The organism is Nonomuraea glycinis (assembly GCF_014646515.1).
Lineage (GTDB): Bacteria > Actinomycetota > Actinomycetes > Streptosporangiales > Streptosporangiaceae > Nonomuraea > Nonomuraea glycinis.
Genome location: NZ_BMNK01000001.1, coordinates 14,155 through 39,907, shown reverse-complemented (window position 1 = coordinate 39,907; position 25,753 = coordinate 14,155). Strand labels below are relative to the sequence as shown.

Sequence of the window (25,753 nt, the reverse complement as noted above, 5' to 3'; positions counted from 1 at the left end):
GGATGTCCAGAGAGCTCTTAGCCCTGTGACCAGAGTGACGATAGGGTTCTAACGCCCGTTATGTAAATATTGTGGAGATCTCCAGTGAAGCGCCTGCTCATCCCCCTCACCGCCACCGCCCTGAGCGTCGCAGCTCTCACCGTGCCCGCCAGCGCAGCCGCCCCCGCCTGGGCGTCTGACCCCCTCGCCGCCTCCCCCGCCGACGGCTACAGCAACGTCTACTTCTGGCTCAGCGCCAACGGCGCCGCCCTGCGCAAGGCCACCCAGTACCACTGGGACTCCAAGGCCGTGCAGAAGGTCAAGATCGCCAAGGCCAGTGACCAGCCGGACGACGGCAAGCCCGGCTCGACCGCCCCCGCCACCAAGGCGCCGGCCGGCACCAAGGTCAAGAACGTCAACCTGCCGCGCACCATCGGCAAGGTGTTCTTCGTCGACAACAAGGGCGAGCACCACTGGTGCTCCGCCACCTCCATCCAGTCCCGGCACCGGAACCTGGTCGCCACCGCGGGCCACTGCGTCTTCGAGAACGGCAAGGACGACGTCTACGAGAAGTGGGTGTTCGTCCCCGGCTACTACCAGGGCAAGGCCCCCTGGGGCATCTACGCGGGCGCCTACGCCTTCACGGCCTACGACCTGGACACCTACGACGACTACGACGGCGACTTCGCCTTCGTCGCGGTGCACAACGGCTTCCAGTTCGCCGGCTCGAAGGAAGTCAGCAAGGCCGACTACGACAAGTGGACGGGCGACAAGTGGGTCAAGGCCCGCGAGATCACCCGCGAGGAGTTCGTCAAGTGCCGGCTGAACCTCGGCACGTGCTGGTCCCAGGGCAGAACGGACAGTGAGCTCGTCGGCCCCGACTTCCCCGGCGCCGTCGTCGAGCGGGTCGAGGTCAAGGACACGGCCTACAAGGCGGCCAAGCTCGGCAAGGGCCAGGGCTACAAGTTCGGCGAGCCGACCGTCGAGCACGTCACCAGGTCCCAGTGGGACGCCTACAAGGGTCTCGGCACGAAGTCCAAGGACAAGGCCGGCAACTACCTGATCACCCACTACTACACGCAGAAGTGGGTCAAGCCCGGCACCGACCGCAAGTACTTCACCGCCGCGTACACCATCGGCATCGGCAAGGACCTGGGCCCCCTGGGCGAGGCCGTCGGCGGCCAGGGCATCGCCTGGAACCAGCCCCTGGGCCAGAAGGTCACGGTCTTCGGCTACCCGGGCGAGCCGCACCCCGACGGCCACAAGGCCTTCACCGGTGTGACGCCCAAGTGGTGCTACGGCAAGACCGGCACCAAGACGTACCAGGCCAACACCTTCCGGGTCGAGACGCACCAGGTGCTCAAGTGCTCGATGACCGGCGGCGCGGACGGCGGCCCCTGGCTGCTGCGCTACAGCAACGGCAAGCGCACCGGTTACCTCAACGGCGTGACGAGCATGTTCCACGACCAGGACGGCAACGACCGGGTGGACCTCATCAGCTCCCCCTACTTCGACGGTGAGGTGGCCGACGTGTACAACAAGGCCAACTACGCCGAGACGAAGCCGGTCGTCGGCCCGAACGGCGAGCTGCTCAAGTAACGACAGCACCGGAGCCCGTCACCGCGCAGGTGGCGGGCTTCACGCATGCTCAGACCAGCTCCCGCGTCCGCTCGTGCAGCGCCACCACCGCAGGCTCCTTCTTGTACGGCTCCAGCCGCCTGCGCAGGTCGGCCACGTAGGACCGGGACCGGGCGGACTGCAGCTCGCCGGCCAGCGTCCACGCCGCCACCCCCACCGTGCAGGCCTCCTCCAGCTCGCCGCACTGCAGCAGCCCCGCCGCCAGCAGCGACAGGTTGAACATCCGGCCCCGCACATACCGCCCGTCCATGTCGAGGGAGCGCCGGGCCTGCCGTACGGCGCGCTCGCCTTCGCCGAGGTCGCGGAAGCAGTGCGCGAACTTCGCGGCCAGGTAGGCCTCGTCGAAGTACCTCAGCCAGCGCGGCTCGTCGGCGGGGCTGCGGGCGTCGAAGGCGCGTTCGGCCTCGTGCAGTGAGCCGGCGCAGGAGCGGGCGTCGCCGAGCCCCGCGTGGGCGTGCGCCTCCAGGACGTGGCTGGAGGCGAGCAGGGTGGGCACGCCGGCCCGGCGGGCGGCGAGCTGGGCGGCCCGCGCCAGGTCGAGCGCGTGGGACAGCTGGCCCATGTAGACGGCCTGGTGGGCCATGCCGGCCAGGATCTCGCCGCCCAGGGCGTGGTCGTCGGCGCCTCTGGCCAGGCGCAGGGCCTGGATGAGATAGCGCTGGGCGAGGCCGTGCTGCTCCAGGTCGTACGCCATCCAGCCGGCGAGCCGGGTGAGCTCGGCCGCGGCGGCGGCGAGCCGGCGGCCGGTGCTGTCGCCGTAGGAGCCGTCCTTGAGCAGCGGGGTCACCGCGGTGTCGAGGTATTTGACGACCGAGGAGCGAACCCGCCCGCTGCCGAACCGGTTGTCGAGCTCGCCGAAGGAGCGGGTGACCTCGTGCATGGCGGCGATGTCGGCCCTGCCCACGCGGCGCGCGCCCGTACTGCTGGGCCGTCCTTCGGGCGGGGAGGTGAGCCAGCGCACGGCCCCCACGGAGCCCGCGCCGATCGCGAACGTCGAGTCGATGAGGAACCGCCGCCGCTCCACGTCGGCCCGCCACAGCGCGGTCACGGTCGTGACCCCCTCCTGCCACGTGTGCGTGAACTCCTGCCCGAGATCGAGGGGGGTGGTGATGGCGGACATGCCCAGCTCCGCCGCCGTCACGGGCCGGCCGAGGCGCAGGGCGAAGATCTCGGTGAGGAGGCTGGGCACCGGATCTCTCGGCCGCTGGCCGCCGATCCAGCGCAGCACGGAGCTGTGGTCGTATTTCAGGCCGGGGGTGCCACGTGCGGTCGCGAGGTCGTTGATGCGCCTGGCCAGTCCCTTGTGGGAGAAGCCCGCCTCCGCGATGAGCTGCCGCAGCAGTCGGTTGGGCTCGCGTTCCATCGCTCTCCTCATGGCAGGAGTCGGGGCGCCCGCATCCTTACAGAGAGCTCTTTTTATAGCACGGAGAGTCAGGAACATTGAGGGAATCCTGGTGCCGGCTTGAGCCGTGCTCGGGGATGCGGGAGCCGCGTTCTCCTGCCCGGGGAGCGGCTGCTCAGTCCTTCTTGCGGGCCACGCCGTCGGCCCTGGCCTGAGCGGCGACGGCCGCCGTGACCGCGGGGGCGACGCGCTCGTCGAAGGGGCTCGGGATGACGTACTCGGCCGTGAGGTCGTCACCCACGACGGCGGCGAGCGCGTTGGCGGCGGCCACCTTCATGTTCTCGGTGATCGTGGTGGCTCTGACGTCCAGCGCGCCCCGGAACACGCCGGGGAAGGCCAGCACGTTGTTGATCTGGTTGGGGAAGTCGGAGCGGCCGGTGGCGACCACCGCGGCGTGCCGGGCGGCCACCTCGGGGAGGACTTCGGGCGTCGGGTTGGACAGGGCGAAGACGATGGAGTCGGCGGCCATGGCGGCGATGGCCTGCTCGGTGACGGTCGAGCCGGACAGCCCCACGAACACGTCGGCGCCCACCAGGGCCTCTTCGGTGGAGCCGGTGTGACCCGCCTTGTTGGTGTCGCGCGCCAGGGCCTGCTTGACGGAGTTGAGGCCCTCCCTGCCGTCGTAGATCAGGCCCTTGGAGTCCGCCACCGCGATGTCGCCGATGCCGGCCTCCAGCAGGATGCGGGTGACCGCGACGCCCGCCGCGCCGGCGCCGGCCACCACCGCGCGCAGGTCGCCCAGGGTGCGGCCGGTGAGCCGCGCGGCGTTGCGCAGCGCGGCGAGCACCACGATGGCGGTGCCGTGCTGGTCGTCGTGGAAGACCGGGATGTCGAGCAGGTCGCGCAGCCTGTCCTCGATCTCGAAGCAGCGCGGCGCGCTGATGTCCTCCAGGTTGATGCCGCCGAAGGAGGGCGCGAGCCGGGCCACGGTCTCCACCAGCTCGTCGACGTCGGTGCAGGCCAGGCAGAGCGGGATGGCGTTGACGCCGCCGAACTCCTTGAACAGCAGGGCCTTGCCCTCCATGACCGGCATGGCGGCGGCGGGGCCGATGTCGCCGAGACCGAGGACGGCGGTGCCGTCGGTGATGACGGCCACCACGTTGGAGGTCCAGGTGTAGTCGTCGGCCAGCGACGGCGTCTCGGCGATCGCGGTGCAGACGCGGGCCACCCCGGGGGTGTAGGCGAGCGACAGGTCACCGGCGTCGCGGACCGGGACGGTGGAGCGGACTTCGAGCTTGCCCCCGCGGTGCAGGGCGAAGGCGGGATCTTGATCGTAAGCGGGCGTCATGGACACAGAACCCCAGAAGTTCAGCGGACGGAAGAGACCTTCGGAAGACACTCGAGAGGCCTGGCTTCGGTAGCCGCCAGGGTCCCCTCGTCGATCGTCTCGTTGAGGGGGTTACGGGGGTCACCCGTTCCCTCATGATGCCACATGCTGAGACGGCCTCTGGTATCGCGCCCGTCGCTGATCCGTTGACGCATTGTTAATCAGCAGAGTGCGGAGCTCTGCATAACCCCATCTAAACTGCATGAAACTCATCTTTCGTGGCATATCACTTGAGGAGGCCTCTCATGGCCCTCTGGCCCTTGACACGCCGCGGCTCCGCCGCCGGCGCACTCGCCTTGACCGCCGCTCTGGCCCTGACCGCCTGCGGCAGCGACACCGGAGGCACGGGTACGGCCACCACCAGCGCCTCGGCCGCCGGTGGCGCGCAGTTGGTGAAGCCCGGCAAGCTCACCGTTTGCACGAACATCCCGTATGAGCCGTTCCAGTTCAAGGACGCCAGCGGCAAGGTCGTCGGGTTCGACGTGGACATCGTCGATCTAGCCGCCAAGAAGCTCGGCGTTGAGCAGGAGATCGTCGACATCGACTTCGCCGTCATCAAGAGCGGCGCGGCCATGGCCGCCAAGAAGTGCGACGTGGCCGCCGCCGGCATGACGATCACCCCCGAGCGTCAGCAGAACATCGACTTCTCGGTCCCCTACTTCGACGCCACGCAGGCCCTGCTGGCCAAGAAGGGCACCGGCGCCACCTCCCTGGAGGACGTCAAGGCGAAGAACCTCAAGCTCGGCGCGCAGGCCAGCACCACCGGCCTCGACTACGTCAAGAAGCAGGGCTTCGACCCGACCGAGTACGCCGACTCGCCCAAGGAGCTCCTGGCCCTGCAGGCCGGTCAGGCCGACGTGATCGTCCAGGACCTCCCGGTGGTGCTCACCTGGCTGAAGAAGCCGGATGTCGCGGAGAAGTTCGAGCTGATCGCCAGCCTCGACACCGGCGAGCAGTACGGCGTCGGCCTCAAGAAGGGCGCCGACCCCGTCCTCCTCAAGACGATCAACGACGAGATCACCAAGGCCAAGTCCGACGGGACCTACGAGGAGATCTTCGTCAAGTGGTTCGGTAAGAAGCCCGGCGAGCTGGGCTGATCCATGGCGGAACTGCCGAGAACGGCTGAGCCGGCGCGAGCCCGGCTCAGCCCCCGCAAGAAACAGCGCATCAGCCGCGGCATCCAGTACGCCGTCCTGATCGCCGCCCTGGTCGGGTTCGTCTTCTACGCCGACTGGCCGAGCCTGGCGCAGAACTTCGCCAAGCCCGACGTGGCGGCGCACGCCCTGCCCGACCTGTTCACGATCGCCCTGCGCAACACGATCATCTACACGGTCGGCGGCTTCGTCCTGTCGGCCGTGTTCGGGCTGCTGCTCGCGCTGATGCGGCTGTCGACGGTGCGTCCGTACCGGTGGATCTCGGCGATCTACATCGAGATCTTCCGCGGCCTGCCGGCCCTGCTGATCTTCCTGATGATCACCTTCCTGCCGCTGGCGCTGCCCGGCTTCGAGGTGCCCTTCGGCACCTACGGACAGGGCATCCTCGGGCTCGGCCTGGTCGGCGCGGCCTACCAGGCGGAGATCTTCAGGGCGGGCCTGCAGGCCGTGCCCCGGGGGCAGATCGAGGCGGCCAGGTCACTGGGCATGTCGGCGGCCAGGTCGCAGGTCACCGTGGTGATCCCGCAGGCCATCCGGATCGTCATCCCGCCGACCACCAACCAGTTCGTGGCCCTGCTGAAGGACTCCTCCCTGGTCCTGTTCCTGGGCGTCTCCGGTCAGTACGTGGAGCTGGCCAAGTTCGGCAACGACCTGGCCTCCCAGTACGCCAACGCCACGCCCATCATGGTCGCCGGCATCACGTACCTGATCGTCACCATCCCGCTGGGCTACCTCGCGGGACGGCTGGAGAAGCTCAAGGGGACGGGCCGATGACCCACGCCATCGAGATCAAGGACCTGCACAAGCACTTCGGCGCCAACAAGGTGCTCGTGGGCATCGACATGCTGGTCGAGCCCGGCCAGGTGGTGTGCGTGATCGGGCCCTCGGGCTCCGGCAAGTCGACGCTGCTGCGCTGCGTGAACCTGCTGGAGGAGCCGACCAAGGGGCACGTCCACGTCGAGGGCATCGAGGTCACCGACCCCGACGTGGACATCGACGCGGTCAGGCGCCGCATCGGCATGGTGTTCCAGCAGTTCAACCTCTTCCCGCACATGACGGCCCTGCAGAACGTGATGATCGCCCAGCAGCGGGTGCTGAAGCGGTCCAAGCGGGACGCCGAGGTCGTCGCCAGGGAGAACCTGGAGAAGGTCGGCGTCGGCGACAAGTGCGACTCCTTCCCCGCCCAGCTCTCCGGCGGTCAGCAGCAGCGGGTGGCCATCGCCAGGGCGCTGGCGATGAACCCCGACCTGATGCTGTTCGACGAGCCCACCTCGGCGCTCGACCCGGAGCTGGTCGGCGACGTGCTCGCCGTCATGCGCAAGCTGGCGGAGGAGGGCATGACCATGCTCGTGGTCACCCATGAGATGGGCTTCGCCCGCGAGGTGGCCGACCGGGTGGTCTTCATGGACGGCGGCGTCATCGTCGAGGACGGCCCGCCCAGCCAGGTGATCGGCGACCCCCAGCACGAACGCACCCGCTCCTTCCTCGCCCGGGTCCTGCACCCCGAAGGGGGATGACGGCCAGGGGCGTCCCGTTCCGGGGCGCCCCTCGCGGCGTACCAGGGGCGTCCCCTTTCGAGGCGCCCCTCGCGGCGCATCAGAGGCGTCCCGTTTCGGGGCACCCTTCGCGGCGTGTAATACTCCGGCATGGACCTGACCTCTTACGCCGAGTGGGCGGTCCGCCTGGTCAACGATCCCGCCGCACCGCCCGAGCTCCAGCCGCTGCGCGCGGAGCTGGCCGCGGTGTTCGACGCCGGCGACGGCGCGACGGTGGCCGGCCTGCTCAACGCCCTCCTGTCCCGCTATCCCGTACGCCCTCAGCTGACGGACCACGACGGGCACTGGCATCTGCACCTGGCGGACCAGAGCGGCGCCGCGGCCGTCATGGGGCTGGCCGCGGTCGTCGCCGAGCTGGGCGCCGAGCGACTGGGCCGCTGCCTGGACCCCCGGTGCTCGAACGCCTTCCTCGACACCTCCTCCAACCGCTCCCGCCGCTACTGCTCGGCACGCTGCGCCAGCCGGGCCAACGTGGCCGCCTACCGGGCGCGCCGCCGCCAGTAGCGCAGTGGCCGGTGGCGCAGTGGCCGGTAGCGCGGCGGCCAGTAGCGCAGCACGACCCGCCCGACCAGCTCGGGGACCGCCCCGAAGTCCCAGCTGTCGCGGCGGCCCGAGGCGCGCTGGTTGTCGCTCTCCAGCCACCAGCCGTCCGCGCCGTGCCAGGCGACCCGCTTGACGATCAGCCGGTCCGGCTCGCCGGGCAACCTGGCCACCACGAGGTCGCCGGGGCGTACCCGGGCGCCGCGCCGTACCAGAAGCCAGTCCCCGGGCAGCAGCGCCGGACGCATCGAGTCACCCTCGACACGCACTCTCATGGGCCTGACCCCCTCATCCGAAGGCATTTGAACACGAGTAAGGTCGGTACTTGGACCAAGCTGATTCGGCATCAAGGAAGGATTTTCTGATGCTCGCACGACTGCTACGACCCAAGCATGTCGCTTCCGCCCACTGCGACCTGCCCTGCGGTGTCTACGACCCCGCTCAGGCCCGGATCGAGGCGGAGTCGGTCAAGGCGATCATGGAGAAGTACGCGGGCAACGAGGACCCGGTCTTCCGCGCTCGCGCGATCACCATCAAGGAGGAGCGGGCCGAGCTGGTCAAGCACCACCTGTGGGTGCTCTGGACCGACTACTTCAAGCCTCCGCACCTGGAGACCTACCCCCAGCTCCACCAGCTCTTCTGGGACGCCACGAAGCTGGCCGGCGCGGCGGGCGGCAAGGGGACGGTCGACGTCGCCAAGGCCGATGCGCTGCTCGGCAAGATCGACGAGATCTCCAAGATCTTCTGGGAGACCAAGGCCGCCTAAACCGGCGCAAAAGGCTCTGTGCGGCTCCAGACCGCACAGAGCCTTTTCCGTTGATGGCGAGTCTGAATCCGCCAAGCACGTCCCGGGGGCGGTAAGTTGCAGTAGGCGTCTTATACGCGAGGAGGATCGTGACCGAGGAAACCGAGACGCGCACGACAGGCGAGGCAGCCATCCGCGACGTGGTGAGCATCAGGCTCCCCGCCGCCAGCGCTTATCTGTCGGTGTTGCGTACGGCCACGGCCGGGCTGGCCGCCCGGCTGGATTTCACGCTGGACGAGATCGAGGATCTGCGGATCGCGGTCGACGAAGCGTGCGCCATGCTGCTGAGCGAAGCGGTGCCAGGCACTGACCTGACCGCCGAGTTCGAGCTCACGGGCCAGGAGATGCAGGTCCGCGTCGAAGTCGCGACCGTGGGGAGCTCTGCGCCGAAACGCGATGATTTCGCCTGGATGGTGCTGACCGCGCTGGCAGACGACGTCGACGCGGTGACCGACTCCCCCGACCGCATGGCGATCGTCCTGCGTAAGCGCCGAGGCGTGGCGAGGTCGGCGTGACGGAAGGGACTGGAGCCATGGCCACCAGCGAACACGCCGTGCCCGACCGGGTGCGTGCTCGCATGCTCTTCGCCGAGCTGTCCGAGCTGAGTCCCGAGGAGCCGCGCCGCCAGCGCATCAGGGACGAGCTGGTCGAGCTTCACCTTCCCCTGGTCGAATATCTGGCCCGTCGCTTCCGCAACCGGGGCGAGTGGCTCGACGACCTCACGCAGGTCGCCACCATCGGTCTGATCAAGTCCATCGACCGGTTCGACCTCAACCGCGGCGTCGAGTTCTCCACCTACGCCACTCCCACGATCGTCGGCGAGATCAAGCGCCACTTCCGTGACAAGGGCTGGGCGGTCCGGGTGCCGCGCCGGCTGCAGGAGCTCAAGCTCTCGCTCACCAAGGCGATCAGCGAGCTGTCGCAGCGCGAAGGCCGGGCGCCCACGGTGGCCGAGCTGGCGACCTTCCTCAAGATGACCGAGGAGGAGGTGCTCGAGGGGCTCGAGTCGGCCAACGCCTATTCGACCGTGTCCCTGGACGCGCCCGACTCCGGCGACGACGACGCGCCGGCCGTCTCCGACTCGCTCGGCATCGTCGACGAGTCGCTGGAGGGGGTCGAATATCGCGAGTCGCTCAAGCCGCTGCTTGAGCGGCTGCCGCCGCGCGAGAAGCGCATTCTGCTGCTGCGTTTCTTCGGCAACATGACCCAGTCGCAGATCGCCACCGAGCTCGGCATCTCGCAGATGCACGTGTCCCGGCTGCTCGCCCGCACCCTCGCCCAGCTTCGCGAGGGCCTTACGGCCGACGACTAGGTCTCGTCCCCATAGAGGGCGTGGGTGGTGGGAGGCGCCAGCAGCGTGCCGAGCCCGATCAGGGCGACCACGATCAACGGGATCCCGATGAGTGGCTGGTCCGACTGGATGAGCGTGACCGCCACAGGGATCATGAAGATCTGGGTCAGCACGCTGGGCGCTCTCCCCCACCGCTCGGCCGCCAGCAGTCCGCCCCAGGCCACCCAGAGCAGTCCGGCGCCGATCAGCAGGCCGAACGCCGCCTCGGCCAGCGCGGCCGTCAGGTCGTCGGCTCCGCCGCGCACCGTCTCCACCAGGACGTAGATGCCCAGCCCGGACGCGACCAGCCCTTCGAGGGCGACGACGAGGGCGGCGGTGATCAGGCTCCATGGACGCTTCGACACATCCGAACCCTACCTACGCGTACGCCCGCCGCAGAATCCCGCTCCGGCGAAACCTCACAAAATGGGATTTTCTCCACAAGGTAGACATCGACCAGCGGATACGCTGGCCCCATGCGCACGATGCTCTTGGTGAACCCCAAGGCCACCACCACGAACGCCCGGACACGCGACGTGCTCATCCGCGCGCTGGGCGCCGCCGTCGATCTGACCGTCGAGCAGACGGCCTACCGCGGCCACGCGGCCACCCTGGCCGCCAACGCCCGCGCCAAGGGCTACGACGTGGTGGCCGTGCTGGGCGGTGACGGGACCATCAACGAGACGGTCAACGGACTGCTCAACCCGGTCAACGGCGGCACACCCCCCGGCGGCGACGACCCGAGCGCGGGGCGGCCGGGCCTGATCGTCATCCCGGGCGGCAGCGCCAACGTCTTCGCCAGGGCCCTCGGCCTGCCCAACGAGCCCGTCGAGGCCACCGGCGCCGTGCTGGAGGCGCTGCGCGAGGGCCGGCGGCGCACCGTCGGGCTGGGGCAGGCCCTCTGGGAGGGCGAGAGCCGCTACTTCACCTTCTGCTCGGGCATGGGCTACGACGCGGAGGTCATCAGAGCCGTCGAGGGGCTGCGGGGAGCCGGGCGCAAGGCAACCCCCACCCGGTATGTCAACACCGCCCTGCGGCACTATCTGGCGACGGACAAGCAGCATCCCGCGATGCGCCTGACCGGTCCCGGCATCCCGTCCGCCGCCGGCGTCTACATGGCGATCATCAGCAACACCTCGCCCTGGTCCTACATCGGGAGCAAGCCCGTCCTCCCCACACCGTGGGCGGCCTTCGAGACCGGGCTCGACATGCTGGCTCTGCGGCGGATCGGGCCGCTGGCGATGGCGCCGGTGGTCCGGCACATCCTCACCGAGAGTGACAGCCTGCCGTCCGGCAGGCACCTGGTCCAGTTGCACGACGAGGCGGAGTTCACCCTGACCGCCAACCGCCCGGTGGCCTTCCAACTGGACGGGGACTACCTCGGCGAGCGCGAGTACGTCACATTCCGGGCTACCCCGAACGCATTACAAGTTCTGGTCTAGCACGTTACATTCGGTGATTGTGTGACGCATCCGACATCCCAAACGGCCAAAACTTCGGTCAGACCCTCTTGCGTGCACTCTCCGTGGCTGAAAAGCTCAATTCACGACGTCGGAACGTAGGACCTTTAACACCCCAAAGATCCTCCGACGGCGAACATCTCCCGGCCCACACGATCCGGGACCTCGTTCGCACGCCTTAGTGAAATCATTCACAAAGTAGCCGCGCGGAGCCGACCTAAGGCTCCATCGACTAAGGAGTGGACGCATGGACTGGCGCCACGTAGCTGCCTGCCGTGACGTGGACCCCGAGCTGTTCTTCCCGATCGGCAACACCGGACCGGCACTCATGCAGATCGAGGAGGCCAAGCAAGTATGTCATTCCTGCTCGGCCATGGATGCCTGCCTGAAGTGGGCGCTGGAGTCCGGACAGGACGCCGGCGTCTGGGGCGGCCTCAGCGAGGACGAGCGTAGGGCGCTCAAGCGCCGCAGCGCCCGGGCCCGCGCCCGCGCCACCGCCTGAAACAATCCGGAGAAGTACAGCGTGGCAAAGGAGCCCCGTCTGAACGCCGCAGCCCATCACCCAGCCTGGTGCGACCACGTTTCCACCAGGACCACGCCGCGTCCCTGACACAGGGGCGCGGCGTTCAGGCTTTCTGGGGGAATCCGTTCAGGCTTTCTGACGGAATCGGCCCCTTCAGGCGGCGCGCATCAGGCGGCGGGCAGCGGGATTGAGAGCGTGACCTCCGTGCCGCCACCCTCCCGCGGCTTCACCGCCAGCCTGCCCGACAGCTCCCCCTCGACGAGGGTGCGGACGATCTGCAGGCCGAGGCTGGTGGAACTGTCGAGGTCGAACCCCTCGGGCAACCCCTGACCGTCGTCCCAGACGAGCACGTTGAGCCGCTCGGGGCCCGGCTCGACCACCACCTGCAGCCGCTGAGGCCGGCCGTGCTGGAGCGCGTTCTGCAGCAACTCGGTCAGCGCCATCGCGAGCGGGGTGGCGATCAGCGAGGGCAGCACCCCGAAGCCGCCCACCCGCCGCGGCATGACGGCCGCCTCCGCCGCCGAGACCTCCCCCGCCATCGCGATCACCCGGTCGGCGATGTCGTCGAAGTCCACGAACTCCTCCGGCGCGTGCGAGAGCGTCTCGTGCACGATCGCGATCGACCCGACCCGCCGTACGGCCTCCTCCAGCGCCTCGCGGCCCTCCGGCACCTGCAGCCGCCTGGCCTGGAGCCGGAGCAGCGCGGCCACGGTCTGCAGGTTGTTCTTGACCCGGTGGTGGATCTCGCGGATGGTGGCGTCCTTGGTCATCAGCTCGCGCTCACGCCGCCGCAGCTCGGTCACGTCCCGGATGAGCACCAGCGCGCCGATCCGGCCGCCGCCGACGATCAACGGGATCGCCCGGAGCTGCACGATCGTGCCGCCCGACTCCACCTCGGTCTCCTTGGCGGCCCGCCCGCTGGCCACGATCATGAGATCTTCGTTGATGGGCTCGTCGGAGTAGCACAGCGTCGCGGTCACCCTGCCGAGCTCGGCGCCCACCAGGTCGGCGTGCAGCCCGAGCCGCCGGTAGGCCGACAGCGCGTTGGGCGAGGCGTAGGTGACCCGGCCCGCCCGGTCCAGTCGCAGCAGGCCGTCGCCGACCCGGGGCGAGCGGACCAGGATCGGCTCGTCGCCGGAGAAGGGGAAGCGCCCCTCGGCCACCATCTGCGCCAGGTCCGAGGCGCTCTGCAGGTAGGTGAGCTCCAGCCGGGACGGGGTGCGGGCCGAGGACAGGTTGGTGGAGCGCTGGATGATCGCCAGGAAGCGCGCCTCGCCCTCCGGGACCGCGCGCCGCACCGGGATGGTCTCCTCCCGGACCGGCACGCCGGTCGACCAGTCGGGGTCGCCCTCCCGGCAGATGCGCCGCTCGTTCCAGGCGGTGTCGATCAGCGGGCGCTCGCCCTTGGCGGCCACGGAGCCGACGATGTCGTCGTGATACACGGTCGGCCCGGTGGTGGGCCGCATCTGGGCGATCGCGATCCAGCCGCCCTCACCCAGCAGGGGCGCCCACAGGATGAGATCGGCGAACGACAGGTCGGCCAGCAGCTGCCAGTCGGAGACCAGCGAGTGCAGCCAGTCGAGGTCCTCCGCGTTCAGCGCGGTGTGGCGGACGACGAGGTCGCTGAGAGTCGGCACGAGTGCATCATGCGTGCTCGACCGCCTAACAGCCAAACCGGCGCCCTGGTTGAATGCGCACATGGGGCTGTACGCGCACACCGGCTGCCGCCTCGGCCGCAGCGGCGAGGCCTGGTCCGGCCAAGACGCAACGTCTCGGCATACGAGACGCGAAAGTGCCTTTTTACCCGCCCTTTTCATCAAATCTCACATTGTGAGAACCATCACACTGCGCAGGCTCTTCCGCCACCATGACCCGCGCTTCCTGGGCCGGTTTCCCAAGATCGGCACGCTTCCTGCCGCACCCCGCAGGGCCTTCGCACCGACCTCGGTTGCGGCCACGCCCACCCCTGCGGTTATCCTTCACCATCAGCCTGAGCTGCCCGGATTGGCGTGCGACAGGGCGAGCGAGCCGCCCGGCCTCGCCCTCCCGGATCCTGCCACCCGTGCGGAGCCGCAACCGCGGGCAGGAGGCTGCCGGCCGCCCTCCGTGCCGGCGGGCCGCCTTCACCCATGGTTGACCGCTCGGGCCGAAGTGAGTTCCGATGATCTCGCGGTGACCAGACACGCCCTCACCGCCGTGGCAGAAGTGAAGGTGAGAGCGTGACAGACGACGGCCCTCGCGTACCGAAGTACTACGACGTGAAACGGAGCCTGCTCGAGCTCACCAAGTCGCTCTCGGCGGGCACCGCGCTGCCGCCCGAGCGGACGCTGGCCGTACGCTTCGAGACCTCGCGCACGACCGTCAGGCAGGCGCTGACCGAGCTCGTCGTGGAGGGGCGGCTGCTGCGCATCCAGGGCAAGGGCACGTTCGTCGCGCAGCCCAAGGTCGCCCAGGTACTGCAGCTGACCTCCTACATCGGCGACCTGCGCACCGCCGGGCTGGAGCCCGACACCAAGATCCTGGAGATCGGCTACCTCACCGCGGACGAGCCGCTGGCCAGGCGGCTGGCCATCAACCCGGGCGGGCGCGTGCTGCGCATCCACCGGCTCCGGCTGGCCAACGGCGAGCCCGTCTCGGTCGACACCACCCACCTGTCCGCGCGCCGCTTCCCCCGGCTGCGGCGCGAGCTGGAAGTGCACTCCTCCCTGTACGAGACGCTGCACAACGCCTACAACGTACGGCTGACGGACGCTGAGGAGATCATCGAGACCGTGCTCGCCACCCCGTACGACGCGAAGCTGCTCGGCGTGGACGTGGGCCTGCCCATGCTGCTGCTGACCCGGCACGCCTTCGACGCCGACGGCAACCCGGTGGAGTGGGCGCAGTCGCTCTACCGGGGAGACCGCTACAAGTTCGTCACCCGGTTGCGCCGCCCGTAGTCTCCGCCGCCGGCGCTCTACGCTGGCCTGATGAGTGTGATCGTCGTCTGCGGGACCGACGCCGGCGTGGGGAAGACCGTCGTGTGCGCGGCGCTGGCGACGCTGGCGCGGGGCCGGGGGTCGAGCGTGGCCGTGGTCAAGCCCGCCCAGACGGGGGCGGCGCCCGGCGAGAGAGCCGATGTCGACGAGGTCATCCGGCTGTCCGGCGTGACGACCACGTTCGAGCTGGCCCGGTTCGAGGCGCCGCTGTCGCCGGCCGCCGCCGCGCGGCTGGCGAGAGAGCCCGCGGTGTCGATGCCCGCGGCGGCGGGCCTGGTCCGGGAGCTGACCGAGACCGTCCGACTGGTGGTCGTGGAGGGCACGGGCGGGCTGCTGGTGCGCTTCGACGACGACGGCGCGACCATCGCCGACCTGGCCAGGCTGCTCGGGGCGCAGGTGCTCGTGGTGACCCGCGCCGGGCCGGGCACGCTCAACCACACCGCGCTGACGCTGGAGGCGCTGGCTCACCGGGGACTCGACCTGGCCGGGTTGGTGATCGGGGCCTGGCCCCGCAGTCCGGGCCTGGCCGAGCGGAGCAACGTGGCCGACCTGGAGATGCTGGCGGCGCGGCCCCTGGCGGGGGTGCTGCCCGAGGGCGCCGCCGGGCTCGGCCGCGAGGAGTTCGCCGCCGTGTCGCGGCGCGGCCTGGCCGGCACGCTGGGCGGCTCGTTCGACCCGGCGGTGTTCAGGGAGACCTGCGCGCTGGGTCCGTGAGCTTGCGCTCATGCCCCCGTTGTGGCAGCTTTTCATGCTGTTTCCGGGAATGAGAGATGCCATGGAGAACTCTGCGGCGATCAACGGGGTCCTGGCGAAGGTGGGCCCCCGGCTCAAGGGACTGCGTGCCGAGCGCGGCCTGACCCTGTCCGCGCTCACCCAGGCCACCGGGATCTCCACCAGCACCCTGTCGCGCCTGGAGTCCGGCCGGCGCCGCCCCAGCCTGGAGCTGCTGCTGCCCATCGCCCAGGCCTACCGGGTGCCCCTGGAGGAGCTCGTGGGCGCGCCGGAGGTCGGCGACCCGCGCATCCAGCTCTCCCCCCGCCGGCTGAACCGCATGACCGTGCTGCCGCTGACCAGACAGCCGGGCAGCCCGCAGGCGTACAAGATCATTATTGAGCCGGACCGCCCCCGGACGGAGCCGCAGACGCACGAGGGCTACGAGTGGCTGTACGTGCTGTCCGGACGGCTGCGGCTGCTGCTGGCCGAGCGTGATCTGGTGCTGCGCGCGGGCGAGGCCGCCGAGTTCGACACCCGGGTGCCGCACTGGTTCGGCTGCGCCGACGACCAGCCGGTCGAGATCCTCATCCTGTTCGGCTCCCAGGGCGAACGCATGCACGTCCGCGCGCGGCCGCAAGCCTGATCTCCCCCATTTCACGACTTAGCGGGATAATCCCGTTGTAAGGGTGGGGCTATCTCCACCCTGGATGGACACAGCAGGGCCATGTCGCGCATGGTGCCGCGATCAATACCGTTGGAGACATGAAAGCCATCCGCCCCTGGTCGGCGAGGGCCTGGCTGGCGACGGCGCACGTCATGACCGGGCCGCCCGTCGCGTTCGTGCTCGCCGGGCTCACCCTCGTGCTGGCCGTGGTCCCGCCCGCGCTGCGCGTCGGCATGCCCTGGCTCACCCGGGTGCAGCGCTCCAGGTTCGAGGCCTTCCTCGGCGTACGCATCCCGCCGGTGCCGGCCGCGCCGACCCTGCGCACCAGCAGCCTGTGGCGGCAGATCGGCTACCACCTGCTCTCCCCGCTGGTGGCCGTGGTGAGCGCGGTCATGGTCGCGCTCGTGTGGGCAGGGGGCCTGGTGGGGGTGAGCGCCTTCCTGCCCCCGCTCGTCCAGCCGCCGCCCCTGATCTTCCCCATCGATCTGCGCGACCCCGTGGTGCTGGCCGTCTACATCGCCCTCGGCCTCCTCCTGCTGTTCCTGGCGCCCATCCTGGCGCGGGCGATGGCCATGCTCGACCTGTCGATCGCCCGCACCCTGCTCGGCCCCAGCCACCAGGAGCTGGGCCAGCGGATCGAGACGCTGACCGAGAGCCGGGCCGGCGTGATCGACGCGGCCGACGCCGAGCGCCGCCGCATCGAGCGCGACCTGCACGACGGAGCCCAGCAGCGGCTGGTGTCGCTGGCGATGAACCTCGGGCTGGCCCGCGCGACGCTGCGCGACCTGCCCGAGCCGGCCCGCGAGGCGATCGAGCGCGCGCACGAGGAGTCCAAGCAGGCGCTCAAGGAGCTGCGCGACCTCGTCCGCGGCCTGCATCCCGCGGTGCTCAACGACCAGGGCCTGGACGCGGCGCTCTCCGGCGTGGCCGCCCGGGCCCCCATCCCGGTACGGCTGCGCGTCGACATCGAGCGCCGCACCACCCCCACGATCGAGGCGGTGGCCTTCTTCATCGTGTCCGAAGCACTCACCAACATCGCCAAGCACGCCGCGGCCACCAGGGCCGAGGTGACGGTGCGCCGCGAGCGGGATCGGCTGCACGTCCTGGTCTACGACGACGGCTGCGGCGGCGCCCGGCTCGACGGCGGCACCGGGCTGCGCGGCCTCGGCCAGCGAATCGACTCCGTGGACGGCACCCTGCGCCTGCACAGCCCGCTGGGCGGGCCTACGACGATCGAGGTGGATCTACCGTGCGAGTAGTGCTGGCCGAGGACTCCGTGCTGCTGCGCGAGGGGCTGATCCGGCTTCTGGAGGCCGCCGGCATGCGGGTGGTGGCCGCCGTCGGCGACGCCGAGCAGTTACTGCGCGCGGCCGCGGAGCACCGCCCCGATCTGGTGCTCACGGATGTGCGCATGCCGCCCACGCACACCGACGAGGGCCTGCGCGCCTCGCTGGTGCTGCGCCGGGCGCAACCCTCGCCGGCGGTCCTGGTGCTGTCCCAGTACGTCGAGGAGCGCTACGCCGCCCAGCTGCTCGCCTCCGCCACCGGCGGCGTCGGCTACCTGCTCAAGGACCGCGTGGCGGACGTGGACGAGTTCATCGACGCGCTGCGCAGGGTGGCGGCGGGTGGCACCGCGCTGGACCCCGAGGTGGTCGCCCAGCTCTTGCTGCGCGGCCACAGCGACCCGCTGGACCGGCTGACGCCCCGGGAGGGCGAGGTGCTCCAGCTGATGGCCGAGGGCCGCTCCAACGCGGGCATCGGCCGGCAGCTCGTGCTCAGCGAGGGAGCGGTGGGCAAGCACATCGGCAACATCTTCACCAAGCTCGACCTGTCCCCCGCCGAGGGTGACCACCGGCGGGTGCTCGCCGTCCTGCAGTTTCTCAAGATCAGGAGCCTGCCATGAGAGCGGCCTGGTTGATCACCGGCGCTCTGGTGACCGTGCTGACCCTGGTCATCACCACCGTGGCCCTCTCCCGGGGGATGGCCATGGCGCAGGCGCCGAGCGAGCACACCGCCCGGACCATCCCCCTCCCGGGCAACGCGCAGCTCAGGATCGAGGCGAACGGAGGCCACGTACGACTCACCGTGCACGCGGGCGAGGCCGGGGTGATCGTCGTCGACCGGCAACTGAAGTGGACGCGGGACAAGCCGTCCGTCTCCGAGGACTGGAACGGCCGGACGCTGCGGCTGGACTCCTCCTGCACACCGGAATGGCAGCAGGAGGAGACCTGCGAGGCCAACTACCGGCTGTTCGTGCCTCAGGAGACCGACATCGAGATCATCAGCTCCACCGCCCCGGTCGGCGTCGACGGCGTGTACGGCGACGTGCGCGTCACCTCGGTCTCCGGTGACGTCTACGCCTACGACATCCCCGGCCCCCTGCACGTCAGAAGCGGCTCGGGCGATGTCAAGGGGGACGACCTCTTCGTGGACCGGGCCGACGTGGAGGTGGGCTCCGGGCGGGTGGAGATGGATTTCCGGGAGCCGCCGACCCGGGTGCGGGCGGTGGTCAGGACCTCCGGCGACATCGACCTGAACCTGCCGGAGGCTCGCTATGACGTGTCGGTGGACGCCCCGGACGCCTCCGTCTCCACCGACCGCTCCGCCACGTCGCCGCGGAAGATCACCGCGTCCACTCCGCAGGGCGAGGTGGACATCTGCTGCTGAACGGGAGCCCATGGACTGTTTACTCTTGTGGCTCATTGGTAAGTTCCCGGGCATGAAGTCTGCGAAGCACGCCGGTGACGCCGCCGTCGCCGTGTCCAAGGCCTACGGTGTCGAGACCATGTTCACCCTCTCGGGCGGGCATGTCTTCCCCCTCTACGACGGCGCGCAGCACGAGGGCGTACGCATCCTCGACGTGCGCCACGAGCAGAGCGCGGTCTTCGCCGCCGAGGCCACGGCCCGGCTCACCAGGACACCCGGCCTGGCGGTGCTGACGGCCGGGCCCGGCATCACCAACGGCGTCAGCGGCGTGGCCACCGCGCATGCCAACGGCTCGCCGGTGGTCATCATGGGCGGCCGCGCCCCGCAGTCGCGCTGGGGCAGCGGAGCGCTGCAGGAGATGGACCATCCGCCGCTGCTCGCCCCGATCACCAAGCTGGCCTTCACCGCCTCCGGCGCCGACTCGGTGAGCCAGGACGTCGAGATGGCCTTCCGCACCGCGGTCGCGCCGCACCGTGGCCCGGTCTTCCTCGACTTCCACATGGACCACCTGTTCTCGCCCTCCCCCGTGCACGAGACGGAGACGCAGTCGCCCTCGCCGCTGGAGCCCGACCGGGACGACCTGCGCGCCATCGCCAAGCTGCTGGCCGAGGCCGAGCGGCCGGTGCTGGTCTACGGCTCGGACGTGTGGATGGACCGGGCCGAGGAGGCCGCCCGCGACTTCGCGGAGACCTGGCGGCTGCCGGTCATCCCCAACGGCCAGGGCCGTGGCATCCTGCCCGCCGGTCACGAGCTGCTCGTCACCCGCGCCCGCGGCGACGCCTTCGCCCAGGCCGACCTGGTCGTCGTCATCGGCACCCCGCTCGACTTCCGCCTCGGCTACGGCTGGTTCGGCGGCAAGGACGGCGCGCCGCTGGCCAAGGTGGTGCACATCGCCGACGCGCCGTCCCACCTGACCACGCACATGCGGCCGGTCGCCTCGGCCGCGGGCGACCTGTCCGTGGTGCTCTGGAGCCTCGGGGACGCCTGCGGCGAGGCGGGCGTCAAGCCGACCCGCTACGCCGACTGGGTGACGAAGCTGGCCGACAAGGCCGCCGCCGCCATCGCCGGCGACGCGGGCCTGCTGGCCGCCGACTCCGACCCGATCCACCCCATGCGCGTCTACGGCGAGCTGGGCAAGGTGCTGGCCGAGGACGCCGTGGTGATCGGCGACGGCGGCGACTTCGTCTCCTACGCGGGCAAGTACGTCGAGCCCAGGCAGCCGGGCAACTGGCTCGACCCGGGCCCCTACGGCTGCCTCGGCACCGGGCTCGGCTACGCCATCGCCGCCCGCCTGGCCCGCCCCTCCTCGCAGGTGGTCCTCCTGCTGGGCGACGGCGCCGCGGGCTTCTCCCTGATGGACGTCGACACCCTGGTACGGCACCGCCTGCCGGTCGTCATGATCTGCGGCAACAACGGCATCTGGGGCCTGGAGAAGCACCCGATGCAGCTGCTCTACGGCTACGACGTGGCCGCGGAGCTGCAGCCGCAGTGCCGCTACGACCAGGTCGTCACGGCGCTCGGCGGCGGCGGGGAGCTGGTCACCAAGCCATCGGAGATCGGTCCCGCCCTCCGCCGCGCGTTCGACTCCGGCATCCCGTACATGGTGAACATCGCCACGGACCCGGCGATCGCCTACCCGCGCAACACGACCGGCGTGTGAGGCGCGCTACTGCTTGACGTTGGTGGTCACCGTCACGCTCGGGGTGGGCGCGCTGCACGGCACCATCGGAATGAGGACGACCCGCACCGTCTTGCCCATCTCGAGCATCTCGCCGCCGTCCGGCCAGCTCTGGCCGATCTTGAGGCAGGACTGCTCCACCTCGCCGAAGGTCTGGTCATCGGCGTCGAGCTTGAACCCGGCCTTCGCGATCATCGACCGGGCCTGCAAGTAGGGCACGTCGACCACGTAAGGCACCTCCCGCTTCGGCTTCGGCTTCTGCGTCGGAGTCGGCGTCGGGGTGGGCGTCTTGGAGGGCTTGGGGGTGGGAGAGGTGGTCGCGTCGTCCTTGGGCTCGTCCTCCGAGGGAGTCGGCGTCGTCCTGTTGCCGACCGGCTCGCGGGTGGGCGCGGGGCGGGTCGGCGGCCTCTTGGTCGGCTCCCGCGTCGGCTCTTCGGGCTCGGCGGTGTCCTTCGGTCCGCCGGACACCGACGCGGACACCGACGAATCCGCGCCCGCATCGACGCTCTGGACGCCTTCCGCGCTCATCTCGGTCAGCGCGACCGCGCCCGCGCCCAGGCCGAGCACCACCGCGGCGGCCAGGCCCGCGATCAGCCCGCCCCGACGGGGGGCCTTGCTCGCGCGCCGGCTGCCCTGCCGCGGCCCGGCCACCGTGGTGACCTCGGGCGCCGCCTGCATCGCACCGGTCTGGTAGGCCGCCTGCGGCGGCGGTGCCATCGTGGCGCCCGTCGCCGACGGGAGGGCGACCTCCACCGAGGGGTCACCGGCGGCCACCCTGCGAGCCGTGTCGCTCATCGCCGAGGCACTCGGGAAGCGCCTGGCCGGGTCCTTGGACAGCGCGCGCTCCACCAGCGCCCGCACCGGCGGCGGGATGTCGCCCGGCAGCGCCGGGGGCGCCTCGCGGATGTGCTTGAGCGCGATGGTGACAGGGCTGTCACCATCGAACGGCCGCTGCCCCGCCAGGCACTCGTAGGCCACCACGCCCAGCGCGTAGATGTCCACGGCGGGCGTGACCGGCGCGCCCTCGGCCTGCTCGGGCGCGCAGTAGGCGGCGGTGCCGAGCACCATGCCGGCGTCGGTGAGCCGGTTGGCCAGATCGGACCTGGCGATGCCGAAGTCGGTGATGACCAGAGTGCCGTCGCGCTGCACCAGCAGGTTGCCCGGCTTCACGTCGCGGTGCACGATCCCCTGGTCGTGCACGGCCTGCAGGGCCGAGGCCGCCTGCGCGATCAACTCCATCGCGGGCTGCGGCGAGATCCTGCCGAGACGGGTCAATAACCGGTCGAGCGGCTCCCCGTCGACGAACTTCATCACCAGGTAGACGGTGTCGCCGCTGACGCCGTAGTCGTAGACGTCCACCACACCGGGGTGGTTGATCGTCGCCATCGCTCTGGCTTCCGCCTGGAAGCGCGCGAGGAACCCCGGGTCCTGCATGCGCCCCGGGAGCAGCACCTTGACGGCGACGGTCCGCGCGAGGACCGTGTCCTCTCCGCGCCAGACCTCGCCCATGCCACCGGCGCCGATGCGGGTATCCAGGCGATACCGCCCCGCCAGCGTCGTCCCTTGGGCCACCATGACTTCCCCCGCTACCCCTCTACCTCTAGAACCTCTCCCACCCCAGGGTTCTCCAACCAAGCGGACTTGTGTCGCGGTGAGATAACACAGAGGTCACGGAACTCCGAGAGTGTACGGCCCACTGTCCTCACATGCCACACAATTGCCACAAGCCGTACAAACCCTATCCTGCGGCCTGGCGACCACACTTGTCCCGGTTTTCTGTGAGATCACAGCACCGTACCGGGTGCGCGCCACGCGGCCGACCCCGGTACCCGCACTAGGCTGACGTCATGACGCTCGCGCCGGGTCTTCGTGCCAAGCTGCTCATCATGGTGGAGCGGGAGGACACGGCCGAGAAGATCGGCAGCGGCGATGTCCCGGTGCTGGCCACGCCCCGGCTGCTGGCGCTGGCCGAGCAGGCCACCGTGCGGGCCCTCGGCCAGGTCCTGGCGCCGGGTGAGACCTCGGTCGGCACCCGGATCGAGCTCGAACACCTGGCCGCCAGCCCGATCGGCACCCACGTGGAGATCGGCGCCGAGCTCACCGGAGTCGACGGCAGACGGCTGACCTTCGCCTTCCAGGCCCAGGACACGCACGCCGTCGTCGCCCGCGGCACGATCGAACGGATCGTGGTGAACCGCGACCGCTTCCTCACCCGCGCCACCCGATGACAGCGACCGCTTTTTCACCCGCGCCACCCGATGACCGCGACCGGTTCCTCGCCCGCGCCACCCGATGACAGCGATCAGGTGACCCTCCTGGAGCACCTCACTACTCGATGACCGCGATCAGGTGACCCTCCTGGATCACCTCGCCCTCGGTCACCTTGAGCTGGACCACCACGCCGGCGTCCTCGGCGAGCACCGGGATCTCCATCTTCATCGACTCGAGAATGACCAGCGTGTCGCCTTCGGAGACCTCGTCACCCTCCTGGACGACGACCTTCCACACGTTCGCCACCATCTCGGCGTGGACCTCAGCCATCCCGACTCCCTTGGGTACTGATCCGACCGTCTCTTCCGTGGCGATCGTGCCAGGGATCCACGGCCCTGCACAGGGGCCCGCGGCGCCGCCTCTAGCGCCGGTGCGACGGGCGGTCGGCGACCCGGGCCAGGGCCTCGATGGCGACGGGATCGTAGGCCGTGCCCGCGCCCAGCCTGAGCCGCTCCAGCGCGGCCCCCGCCCGGTCGCGGTCGGTCGAGCCGCCGAGCAGGTCGTCGTAGGCGTTGGCGACCTTGATGATGCGGCTCGACTGCGGCGGGTCATCGCTCATCTCGTCGCACTGGCGGCTGACCAGATCGGCGACCCGGTCGAGCACTCCCGTCTGCCTGATCACCTCGGCGCCCAGCTCGGCGATGCGGCGAGCCTGCTCCGGGTCGGTCAGCACGGTCGCGCCGCCGGGAATCGGGTCGCGCAGCGAGAGCTGGCCGATGTCGTGCATGAGCGCGGCGTACTCCAGCTCCAGGAGCTCCGGCTCGGCCATGCCCTGCTCCCTGCCGATCGCCACCGCCAGGCGGCTGACCCGGCGCGAGTGGCCTGGCTCGACGTAGCCGCCGACCTCGGTGACCCGGGACAGGGCGCGAACCGTCTGCAGGTAGGTGGCGCGGATGCCGGCGTACTTGCGGAAGGCCACCTGGGTGACGAGCAGCGGGGCCGCGAAGACCAGCAGGGCCACCAGGTCCATGCTGTGCGTGGCCAGGGCCAGCAGCATGCCCGAGGAGGCGACGGCGGCGCCGAGCGGGAAGGCGACGTTGAGCTCGTCACGCACCGCCACCCTGAAGGCGGTGCGCAGTTGCTCGGCCCGGAGCAGGGCGGCGATGAGCACGTCGATCAGCAGGGTAAGGCTGATGAGCACCACCATCACCCCGAGCGCCGGCCACCAGGTGCCCAGCTGCCCCTGTGTGGCCTTGTAGAGGGGATCGGCGAGCGGGCGGAAGGCGAAGGCGAGCAGGGCGCCGGTGAGCAGGCGGCGGGCCATCGCGTCCAGCCGGGGCGGGCGGCCGACCGCCAGGTGCGGCAGCGCGCCGGCGAACATCCCGACGGCGATCACGGCCACCACCTGGAGCGCCGAGTGCCGCAGCGGGGCCTGACTGAGGTCGAGCAGCAGGGTGTAGCCGAGCGCCGCGGCGGCGCCGACGGGCGCCACCTCCCGGTTGCCCGGCATCGTCAGCCTGGCGAGCTCCCCGGCCGCGATGAGCGCGCCGAACCCGACGGCGATCTCCGGCCGGTCCAGGCCCACGGCGCAGGTGTAGGCGATCCCGGCCGTGGCGATCAGGGCGGCCGCGCAGATGAGCAGCAGTTGTGCGGCCCCGAACCGCTGGTAGGAGCGCGTCACGGCCCCGTCACCACTTCGATGGGCATGGTCGGGTCGTCGTGGTCCTTGGTGAGGGTGTCAGGGCCCTCGGGAGGCGGCGGCTCGACGCGGCGCGGCGGCTGCCACGGCTCGCGCTCCAGCGCCCGCATGAACGCCTCGACCATCACCGGGTCGAAGTGCGTGCCCGCGCCCTTGCGCAACTCCTCGACGGCCACCTCGATGGGCCGGGCGCCACGGTAGGCGCGGTCGGAGGTCATCGAGTCGAACGCGTCGGCCACGGCGATGATCCGGGCGAACTCCGGGATCTCGTCGGCGGCCAGCCCCATCGGGTAGCCCCTGCCGTCGTGCCGCTCGTGATGGTGCATGATCCCGGCGAACGCCTCATCCAGGAAGTCGATCCCCTGCACGATCTCCAGCCCGCGCATCGGGTGGAGCTGGATCGCGGCGAACTCCTCCTCGGTCAGCGGCCCGTCCTTCTGCAGCACCTTGGTGGGCACGCCGAGCTTGCCCACGTCGTGCAGCATGCCGGCGTAGCGGATGGCCCGCAGCCGCTCCATCCCCATGCCCACCTCGTGCGCGATCATGGAGGAGCCGAGCGAGACGCGGGTGCAGTGACCCCTGGTGTAGTAGTCCTTGGTCTCCACCGCCTGGCACAGCGCCGCGATGGTGGCGTCGTAGGAGCGCTGCTGCGCGTGATACTGGCCGAACGCCCAGCGGGCCACGAACAGCGGCAACAGCACGAGCACCGCCGAGATGGACTGCACGGTCGCCCAGAGCCCGGCCACCAGCAGCCCGAACGTCCCGTAGCCCAGATAGGACAGCAGGAACTGGGCCAGCCCGCGCAGCGGCACCTCCAGGGCGCTGACGTTGGCGGCCAGCCTGATCATGGTGAGCGTGAGCAGGATGTTGAGCGGCACGAACACGGCGGTGGCCGCGGCGTAGGGGCCGATGAGATCGTCGAAGGCGTTGACCTTCGGCACGCCGACGGCGCCACCGAGCCAGACATAGACGCCACCGGCCGCGTAGCCGCAGATGGCGAACTGCGCGCCGTTGAACACCCGTTTGATGAGCGGCAGCCCAGGGCGCACGCTCAGCACCGCCGTCAGGCCCACCAGCGCCGCCCCATCCGGCCCGATGAGCACCACCGCGGCCAGCGCCGCCGAGAAGCTGACCGACACCGCGAACTGCTCCACGTTGAGCAGGGTCGGCATCGACTCGCACACCAGGAACAGCAGGACGAGCACGAGCAGTACATCGAGATTCTCCGGCGCCACCAGGCTGCCGGAGGTGATCAGACTGCGCCCGATGAGGGCCGCCGCCGCGCCGATGACGGCGAGCAGGTAAACCCTCGCGGGCCACGGCAGATCACGCATTGCGGCCCCCCACCAGCACTCAGGTCCAGGAAACCCCGGGCGGTGCGGTCCCGCC

27 protein-coding genes are annotated in these 25,753 nt (G+C 70.3%); 18 read left to right on the top strand and 9 right to left on the bottom strand.

What is annotated here, in order from left to right; genetic code table 11:
• Window positions 1-84 precede the first annotated feature (84 nt).
• Window positions 85-1,578: a trypsin-like serine peptidase gene (locus tag IEY87_RS00215; protein ID WP_189136401.1), complete on the top strand. Its 1,494-nt coding sequence runs from the start codon at window positions 85-87 to the stop codon at window positions 1,576-1,578.
• Window positions 1,579-1,627: 49 nt separating this feature from the next.
• On the opposite strand, the gene IEY87_RS00210 is transcribed toward IEY87_RS00215, so the two are convergent.
• Both IEY87_RS00210 and IEY87_RS00205 read right to left on the bottom strand, forming a co-directional pair.
• Window positions 1,628-2,980, bottom strand: a complete 1,353-nt coding sequence (locus tag IEY87_RS00210; protein WP_189136400.1) for an NsdA family TPR-like regulatory protein — start codon at window positions 2,978-2,980, stop codon at window positions 1,628-1,630.
• 154 nt (window positions 2,981-3,134) lie between these two features.
• Window positions 3,135-4,307 carry an NAD(P)-dependent malic enzyme gene (locus tag IEY87_RS00205; protein ID WP_189136399.1) on the bottom strand — a complete coding sequence of 391 codons (1,173 nt, stop codon included), beginning with the start codon at window positions 4,305-4,307 and terminating at the stop codon, window positions 3,135-3,137.
• Window positions 4,308-4,591: 284 nt separating this feature from the next.
• On the opposite strand from IEY87_RS00205, the gene IEY87_RS00200 reads away from it, so the two are divergent.
• From IEY87_RS00200 to IEY87_RS00185, 4 genes are all read left to right on the top strand, one after another.
• On the top strand, window positions 4,592-5,443 hold the full coding sequence (locus IEY87_RS00200; protein ID WP_189136398.1) for an ABC transporter substrate-binding protein: 852 nt from the start codon (window positions 4,592-4,594) through the stop codon (window positions 5,441-5,443).
• A 3-nt stretch (window positions 5,444-5,446) separates the two neighbouring features.
• A complete protein-coding gene (locus IEY87_RS00195; RefSeq protein WP_189136397.1) occupies window positions 5,447-6,274 on the top strand; it encodes an amino acid ABC transporter permease in 828 nt (275 codons plus the stop codon).
• The gene (locus IEY87_RS00190; protein ID WP_189136396.1) at window positions 6,271-7,017 is read left to right on the top strand and encodes an amino acid ABC transporter ATP-binding protein; all 747 of its coding nucleotides are present in this window, start codon (window positions 6,271-6,273) and stop codon (window positions 7,015-7,017) included. Before IEY87_RS00195 ends, IEY87_RS00190 begins: the two co-directional genes overlap by 4 nt.
• A gap of 129 nt (window positions 7,018-7,146) precedes the next feature.
• Window positions 7,147-7,560, top strand: coding sequence for a CGNR zinc finger domain-containing protein (locus IEY87_RS00185; RefSeq protein WP_189136395.1), 414 nt, complete (start codon window positions 7,147-7,149; stop codon window positions 7,558-7,560).
• Here IEY87_RS00185 and IEY87_RS00180 read toward each other — a convergent pair.
• The gene (locus tag IEY87_RS00180) at window positions 7,536-7,871 is read right to left on the bottom strand and encodes a S24 family peptidase (RefSeq protein ID WP_189136394.1); all 336 of its coding nucleotides are present in this window, start codon (window positions 7,869-7,871) and stop codon (window positions 7,536-7,538) included. The two genes, IEY87_RS00185 and IEY87_RS00180, sit on opposite strands and share 25 nt — an antisense overlap.
• 89 nt (window positions 7,872-7,960) lie before the next feature.
• On the opposite strand from IEY87_RS00180, the gene sodN reads away from it, so the two are divergent.
• From sodN to IEY87_RS00165, 3 genes are all read left to right on the top strand, one after another.
• Window positions 7,961-8,362 (top strand): superoxide dismutase, Ni, encoded by a 402-nt coding sequence (sodN, locus tag IEY87_RS00175; RefSeq protein ID WP_225276875.1) that lies wholly within the window; start codon window positions 7,961-7,963, stop codon window positions 8,360-8,362.
• A gap of 128 nt (window positions 8,363-8,490) precedes the next feature.
• Window positions 8,491-8,916: an ATP-binding protein gene (locus IEY87_RS00170; protein ID WP_189136393.1), complete on the top strand. Its 426-nt coding sequence runs from the start codon at window positions 8,491-8,493 to the stop codon at window positions 8,914-8,916.
• A gap of 17 nt (window positions 8,917-8,933) precedes the next feature.
• Window positions 8,934-9,713 (top strand): RNA polymerase sigma factor SigF, encoded by a 780-nt coding sequence (locus IEY87_RS00165; protein ID WP_189136392.1) that lies wholly within the window; start codon window positions 8,934-8,936, stop codon window positions 9,711-9,713.
• On the opposite strand, the gene IEY87_RS00160 is transcribed toward IEY87_RS00165, so the two are convergent.
• The gene (locus IEY87_RS00160; protein ID WP_189136391.1) at window positions 9,710-10,096 is read right to left on the bottom strand and encodes a hypothetical protein; all 387 of its coding nucleotides are present in this window, start codon (window positions 10,094-10,096) and stop codon (window positions 9,710-9,712) included. The genes IEY87_RS00165 and IEY87_RS00160 overlap by 4 nt on opposite strands.
• 111 nt (window positions 10,097-10,207) lie before the next feature.
• Between IEY87_RS00160 and IEY87_RS00155 the strand changes: the two genes are divergently transcribed.
• A complete protein-coding gene (locus IEY87_RS00155) occupies window positions 10,208-11,173 on the top strand; it encodes a diacylglycerol/lipid kinase family protein (protein WP_189136390.1) in 966 nt (321 codons plus the stop codon).
• Window positions 11,174-11,438: 265 nt separating this feature from the next.
• Window positions 11,439-11,693: a WhiB family transcriptional regulator gene (locus IEY87_RS00150; RefSeq protein ID WP_189136389.1), complete on the top strand. Its 255-nt coding sequence runs from the start codon at window positions 11,439-11,441 to the stop codon at window positions 11,691-11,693.
• Between the two features lie 188 nt (window positions 11,694-11,881).
• Here IEY87_RS00150 and IEY87_RS00145 read toward each other — a convergent pair whose 3' ends face one another.
• Entirely contained in the window at window positions 11,882-13,351 is a 1,470-nt protein-coding gene (locus tag IEY87_RS00145; protein ID WP_189136388.1) for a PAS domain-containing sensor histidine kinase, read from the bottom strand.
• A gap of 582 nt (window positions 13,352-13,933) precedes the next feature.
• Here IEY87_RS00145 and IEY87_RS00140 point away from each other — a divergent pair.
• The 7 genes from IEY87_RS00140 (at window position 13,934) to IEY87_RS00110 (ending at window position 20,436) form a co-directional block, all read left to right on the top strand.
• Window positions 13,934-14,653, top strand: coding sequence for a GntR family transcriptional regulator (locus tag IEY87_RS00140; protein WP_189136387.1), 720 nt, complete (start codon window positions 13,934-13,936; stop codon window positions 14,651-14,653).
• A 30-nt stretch (window positions 14,654-14,683) separates the two neighbouring features.
• On the top strand, window positions 14,684-15,406 hold the full coding sequence (bioD, locus tag IEY87_RS00135; RefSeq protein ID WP_189136386.1) for a dethiobiotin synthase: 723 nt from the start codon (window positions 14,684-14,686) through the stop codon (window positions 15,404-15,406).
• 61 nt (window positions 15,407-15,467) lie between these two features.
• Window positions 15,468-16,049 carry a helix-turn-helix domain-containing protein gene (locus IEY87_RS00130; RefSeq protein ID WP_189136385.1) on the top strand — a complete coding sequence of 194 codons (582 nt, stop codon included), beginning with the start codon at window positions 15,468-15,470 and terminating at the stop codon, window positions 16,047-16,049.
• Window positions 16,050-16,168: 119 nt separating this feature from the next.
• A complete protein-coding gene (locus tag IEY87_RS00125; protein ID WP_189136384.1) occupies window positions 16,169-17,329 on the top strand; it encodes a sensor histidine kinase in 1,161 nt (386 codons plus the stop codon).
• Complete coding sequence (locus IEY87_RS00120) at window positions 17,320-17,973, top strand: response regulator transcription factor (RefSeq protein WP_189136383.1); 654 nt, start codon at window positions 17,320-17,322, stop codon at window positions 17,971-17,973. Before IEY87_RS00125 ends, IEY87_RS00120 begins: the two co-directional genes overlap by 10 nt.
• Window positions 17,970-18,737 (top strand): DUF4097 family beta strand repeat-containing protein, encoded by a 768-nt coding sequence (locus tag IEY87_RS00115; protein WP_189136382.1) that lies wholly within the window; start codon window positions 17,970-17,972, stop codon window positions 18,735-18,737. The genes IEY87_RS00120 and IEY87_RS00115 overlap by 4 nt, the downstream gene beginning before the upstream one ends.
• Window positions 18,738-18,789: 52 nt before the next feature.
• Window positions 18,790-20,436 carry an acetolactate synthase gene (locus IEY87_RS00110; RefSeq protein WP_189136381.1) on the top strand — a complete coding sequence of 549 codons (1,647 nt, stop codon included), beginning with the start codon at window positions 18,790-18,792 and terminating at the stop codon, window positions 20,434-20,436.
• A gap of 6 nt (window positions 20,437-20,442) precedes the next feature.
• Here IEY87_RS00110 and IEY87_RS00105 read toward each other — a convergent pair whose 3' ends face one another.
• A complete protein-coding gene (locus IEY87_RS00105; RefSeq protein ID WP_189136380.1) occupies window positions 20,443-22,029 on the bottom strand; it encodes a serine/threonine-protein kinase in 1,587 nt (528 codons plus the stop codon).
• Between the two features lie 272 nt (window positions 22,030-22,301).
• On the opposite strand from IEY87_RS00105, the gene IEY87_RS00100 reads away from it, so the two are divergent.
• A complete protein-coding gene (locus IEY87_RS00100; protein ID WP_189136379.1) occupies window positions 22,302-22,682 on the top strand; it encodes a thioesterase family protein in 381 nt (126 codons plus the stop codon).
• A gap of 100 nt (window positions 22,683-22,782) precedes the next feature.
• Here IEY87_RS00100 and IEY87_RS00095 read toward each other — a convergent pair whose 3' ends face one another.
• The 3 genes from IEY87_RS00095 to IEY87_RS00085 all read right to left on the bottom strand — a co-directional run bounded on the left by IEY87_RS00095 (window position 22,783) and on the right by IEY87_RS00085 (window position 25,698).
• Window positions 22,783-22,995 (bottom strand): biotin/lipoyl-binding carrier protein, encoded by a 213-nt coding sequence (locus tag IEY87_RS00095; RefSeq protein ID WP_189136378.1) that lies wholly within the window; start codon window positions 22,993-22,995, stop codon window positions 22,783-22,785.
• A gap of 91 nt (window positions 22,996-23,086) precedes the next feature.
• Window positions 23,087-24,346: an HD-GYP domain-containing protein gene (locus tag IEY87_RS00090; protein WP_189136377.1), complete on the bottom strand. Its 1,260-nt coding sequence runs from the start codon at window positions 24,344-24,346 to the stop codon at window positions 23,087-23,089.
• Entirely contained in the window at window positions 24,343-25,698 is a 1,356-nt protein-coding gene (locus IEY87_RS00085; protein WP_189136376.1) for an HD-GYP domain-containing protein, read from the bottom strand. The genes IEY87_RS00090 and IEY87_RS00085 overlap by 4 nt, the downstream gene beginning before the upstream one ends.
• Window positions 25,699-25,753: the final 55 nt, after the last annotated feature.

Coding starts and splice junctions, on each gene's coding strand:
- IEY87_RS00130 (WP_189136385.1), top strand. CDS start 15,468: ATGGAGAACTCTGCGGCGATCAACGGGGTCCTGGCGAAGGTGGGCCCC.
- IEY87_RS00110 (WP_189136381.1), top strand. CDS start 18,790: ATGAAGTCTGCGAAGCACGCCGGTGACGCCGCCGTCGCCGTGTCCAAG.
- IEY87_RS00200 (WP_189136398.1), top strand. CDS start 4,592: ATGGCCCTCTGGCCCTTGACACGCCGCGGCTCCGCCGCCGGCGCACTC.
- IEY87_RS00190 (WP_189136396.1), top strand. CDS start 6,271: ATGACCCACGCCATCGAGATCAAGGACCTGCACAAGCACTTCGGCGCC.
- IEY87_RS00165 (WP_189136392.1), top strand. CDS start 8,934: ATGGCCACCAGCGAACACGCCGTGCCCGACCGGGTGCGTGCTCGCATG.
- IEY87_RS00195 (WP_189136397.1), top strand. CDS start 5,447: ATGGCGGAACTGCCGAGAACGGCTGAGCCGGCGCGAGCCCGGCTCAGC.
- IEY87_RS00155 (WP_189136390.1), top strand. CDS start 10,208: ATGCGCACGATGCTCTTGGTGAACCCCAAGGCCACCACCACGAACGCC.
- IEY87_RS00210 (WP_189136400.1), bottom strand. CDS start 2,980: ATGGAACGCGAGCCCAACCGACTGCTGCGGCAGCTCATCGCGGAGGCG.
- IEY87_RS00125 (WP_189136384.1), top strand. CDS start 16,169: ATGAAAGCCATCCGCCCCTGGTCGGCGAGGGCCTGGCTGGCGACGGCG.
- IEY87_RS00105 (WP_189136380.1), bottom strand. CDS start 22,029: ATGGTGGCCCAAGGGACGACGCTGGCGGGGCGGTATCGCCTGGATACC.
- IEY87_RS00115 (WP_189136382.1), top strand. CDS start 17,970: ATGAGAGCGGCCTGGTTGATCACCGGCGCTCTGGTGACCGTGCTGACC.
- bioD (WP_189136386.1), top strand. CDS start 14,684: ATGAGTGTGATCGTCGTCTGCGGGACCGACGCCGGCGTGGGGAAGACC.
- IEY87_RS00085 (WP_189136376.1), bottom strand. CDS start 25,698: ATGCGTGATCTGCCGTGGCCCGCGAGGGTTTACCTGCTCGCCGTCATC.
- IEY87_RS00180 (WP_189136394.1), bottom strand. CDS start 7,871: ATGAGAGTGCGTGTCGAGGGTGACTCGATGCGTCCGGCGCTGCTGCCC.
- IEY87_RS00205 (WP_189136399.1), bottom strand. CDS start 4,307: ATGACGCCCGCTTACGATCAAGATCCCGCCTTCGCCCTGCACCGCGGG.
- sodN (WP_225276875.1), top strand. CDS start 7,961: ATGCTCGCACGACTGCTACGACCCAAGCATGTCGCTTCCGCCCACTGC.
- IEY87_RS00185 (WP_189136395.1), top strand. CDS start 7,147: ATGGACCTGACCTCTTACGCCGAGTGGGCGGTCCGCCTGGTCAACGAT.
- IEY87_RS00095 (WP_189136378.1), bottom strand. CDS start 22,995: ATGGCTGAGGTCCACGCCGAGATGGTGGCGAACGTGTGGAAGGTCGTC.
- IEY87_RS00100 (WP_189136379.1), top strand. CDS start 22,302: ATGACGCTCGCGCCGGGTCTTCGTGCCAAGCTGCTCATCATGGTGGAG.
- IEY87_RS00150 (WP_189136389.1), top strand. CDS start 11,439: ATGGACTGGCGCCACGTAGCTGCCTGCCGTGACGTGGACCCCGAGCTG.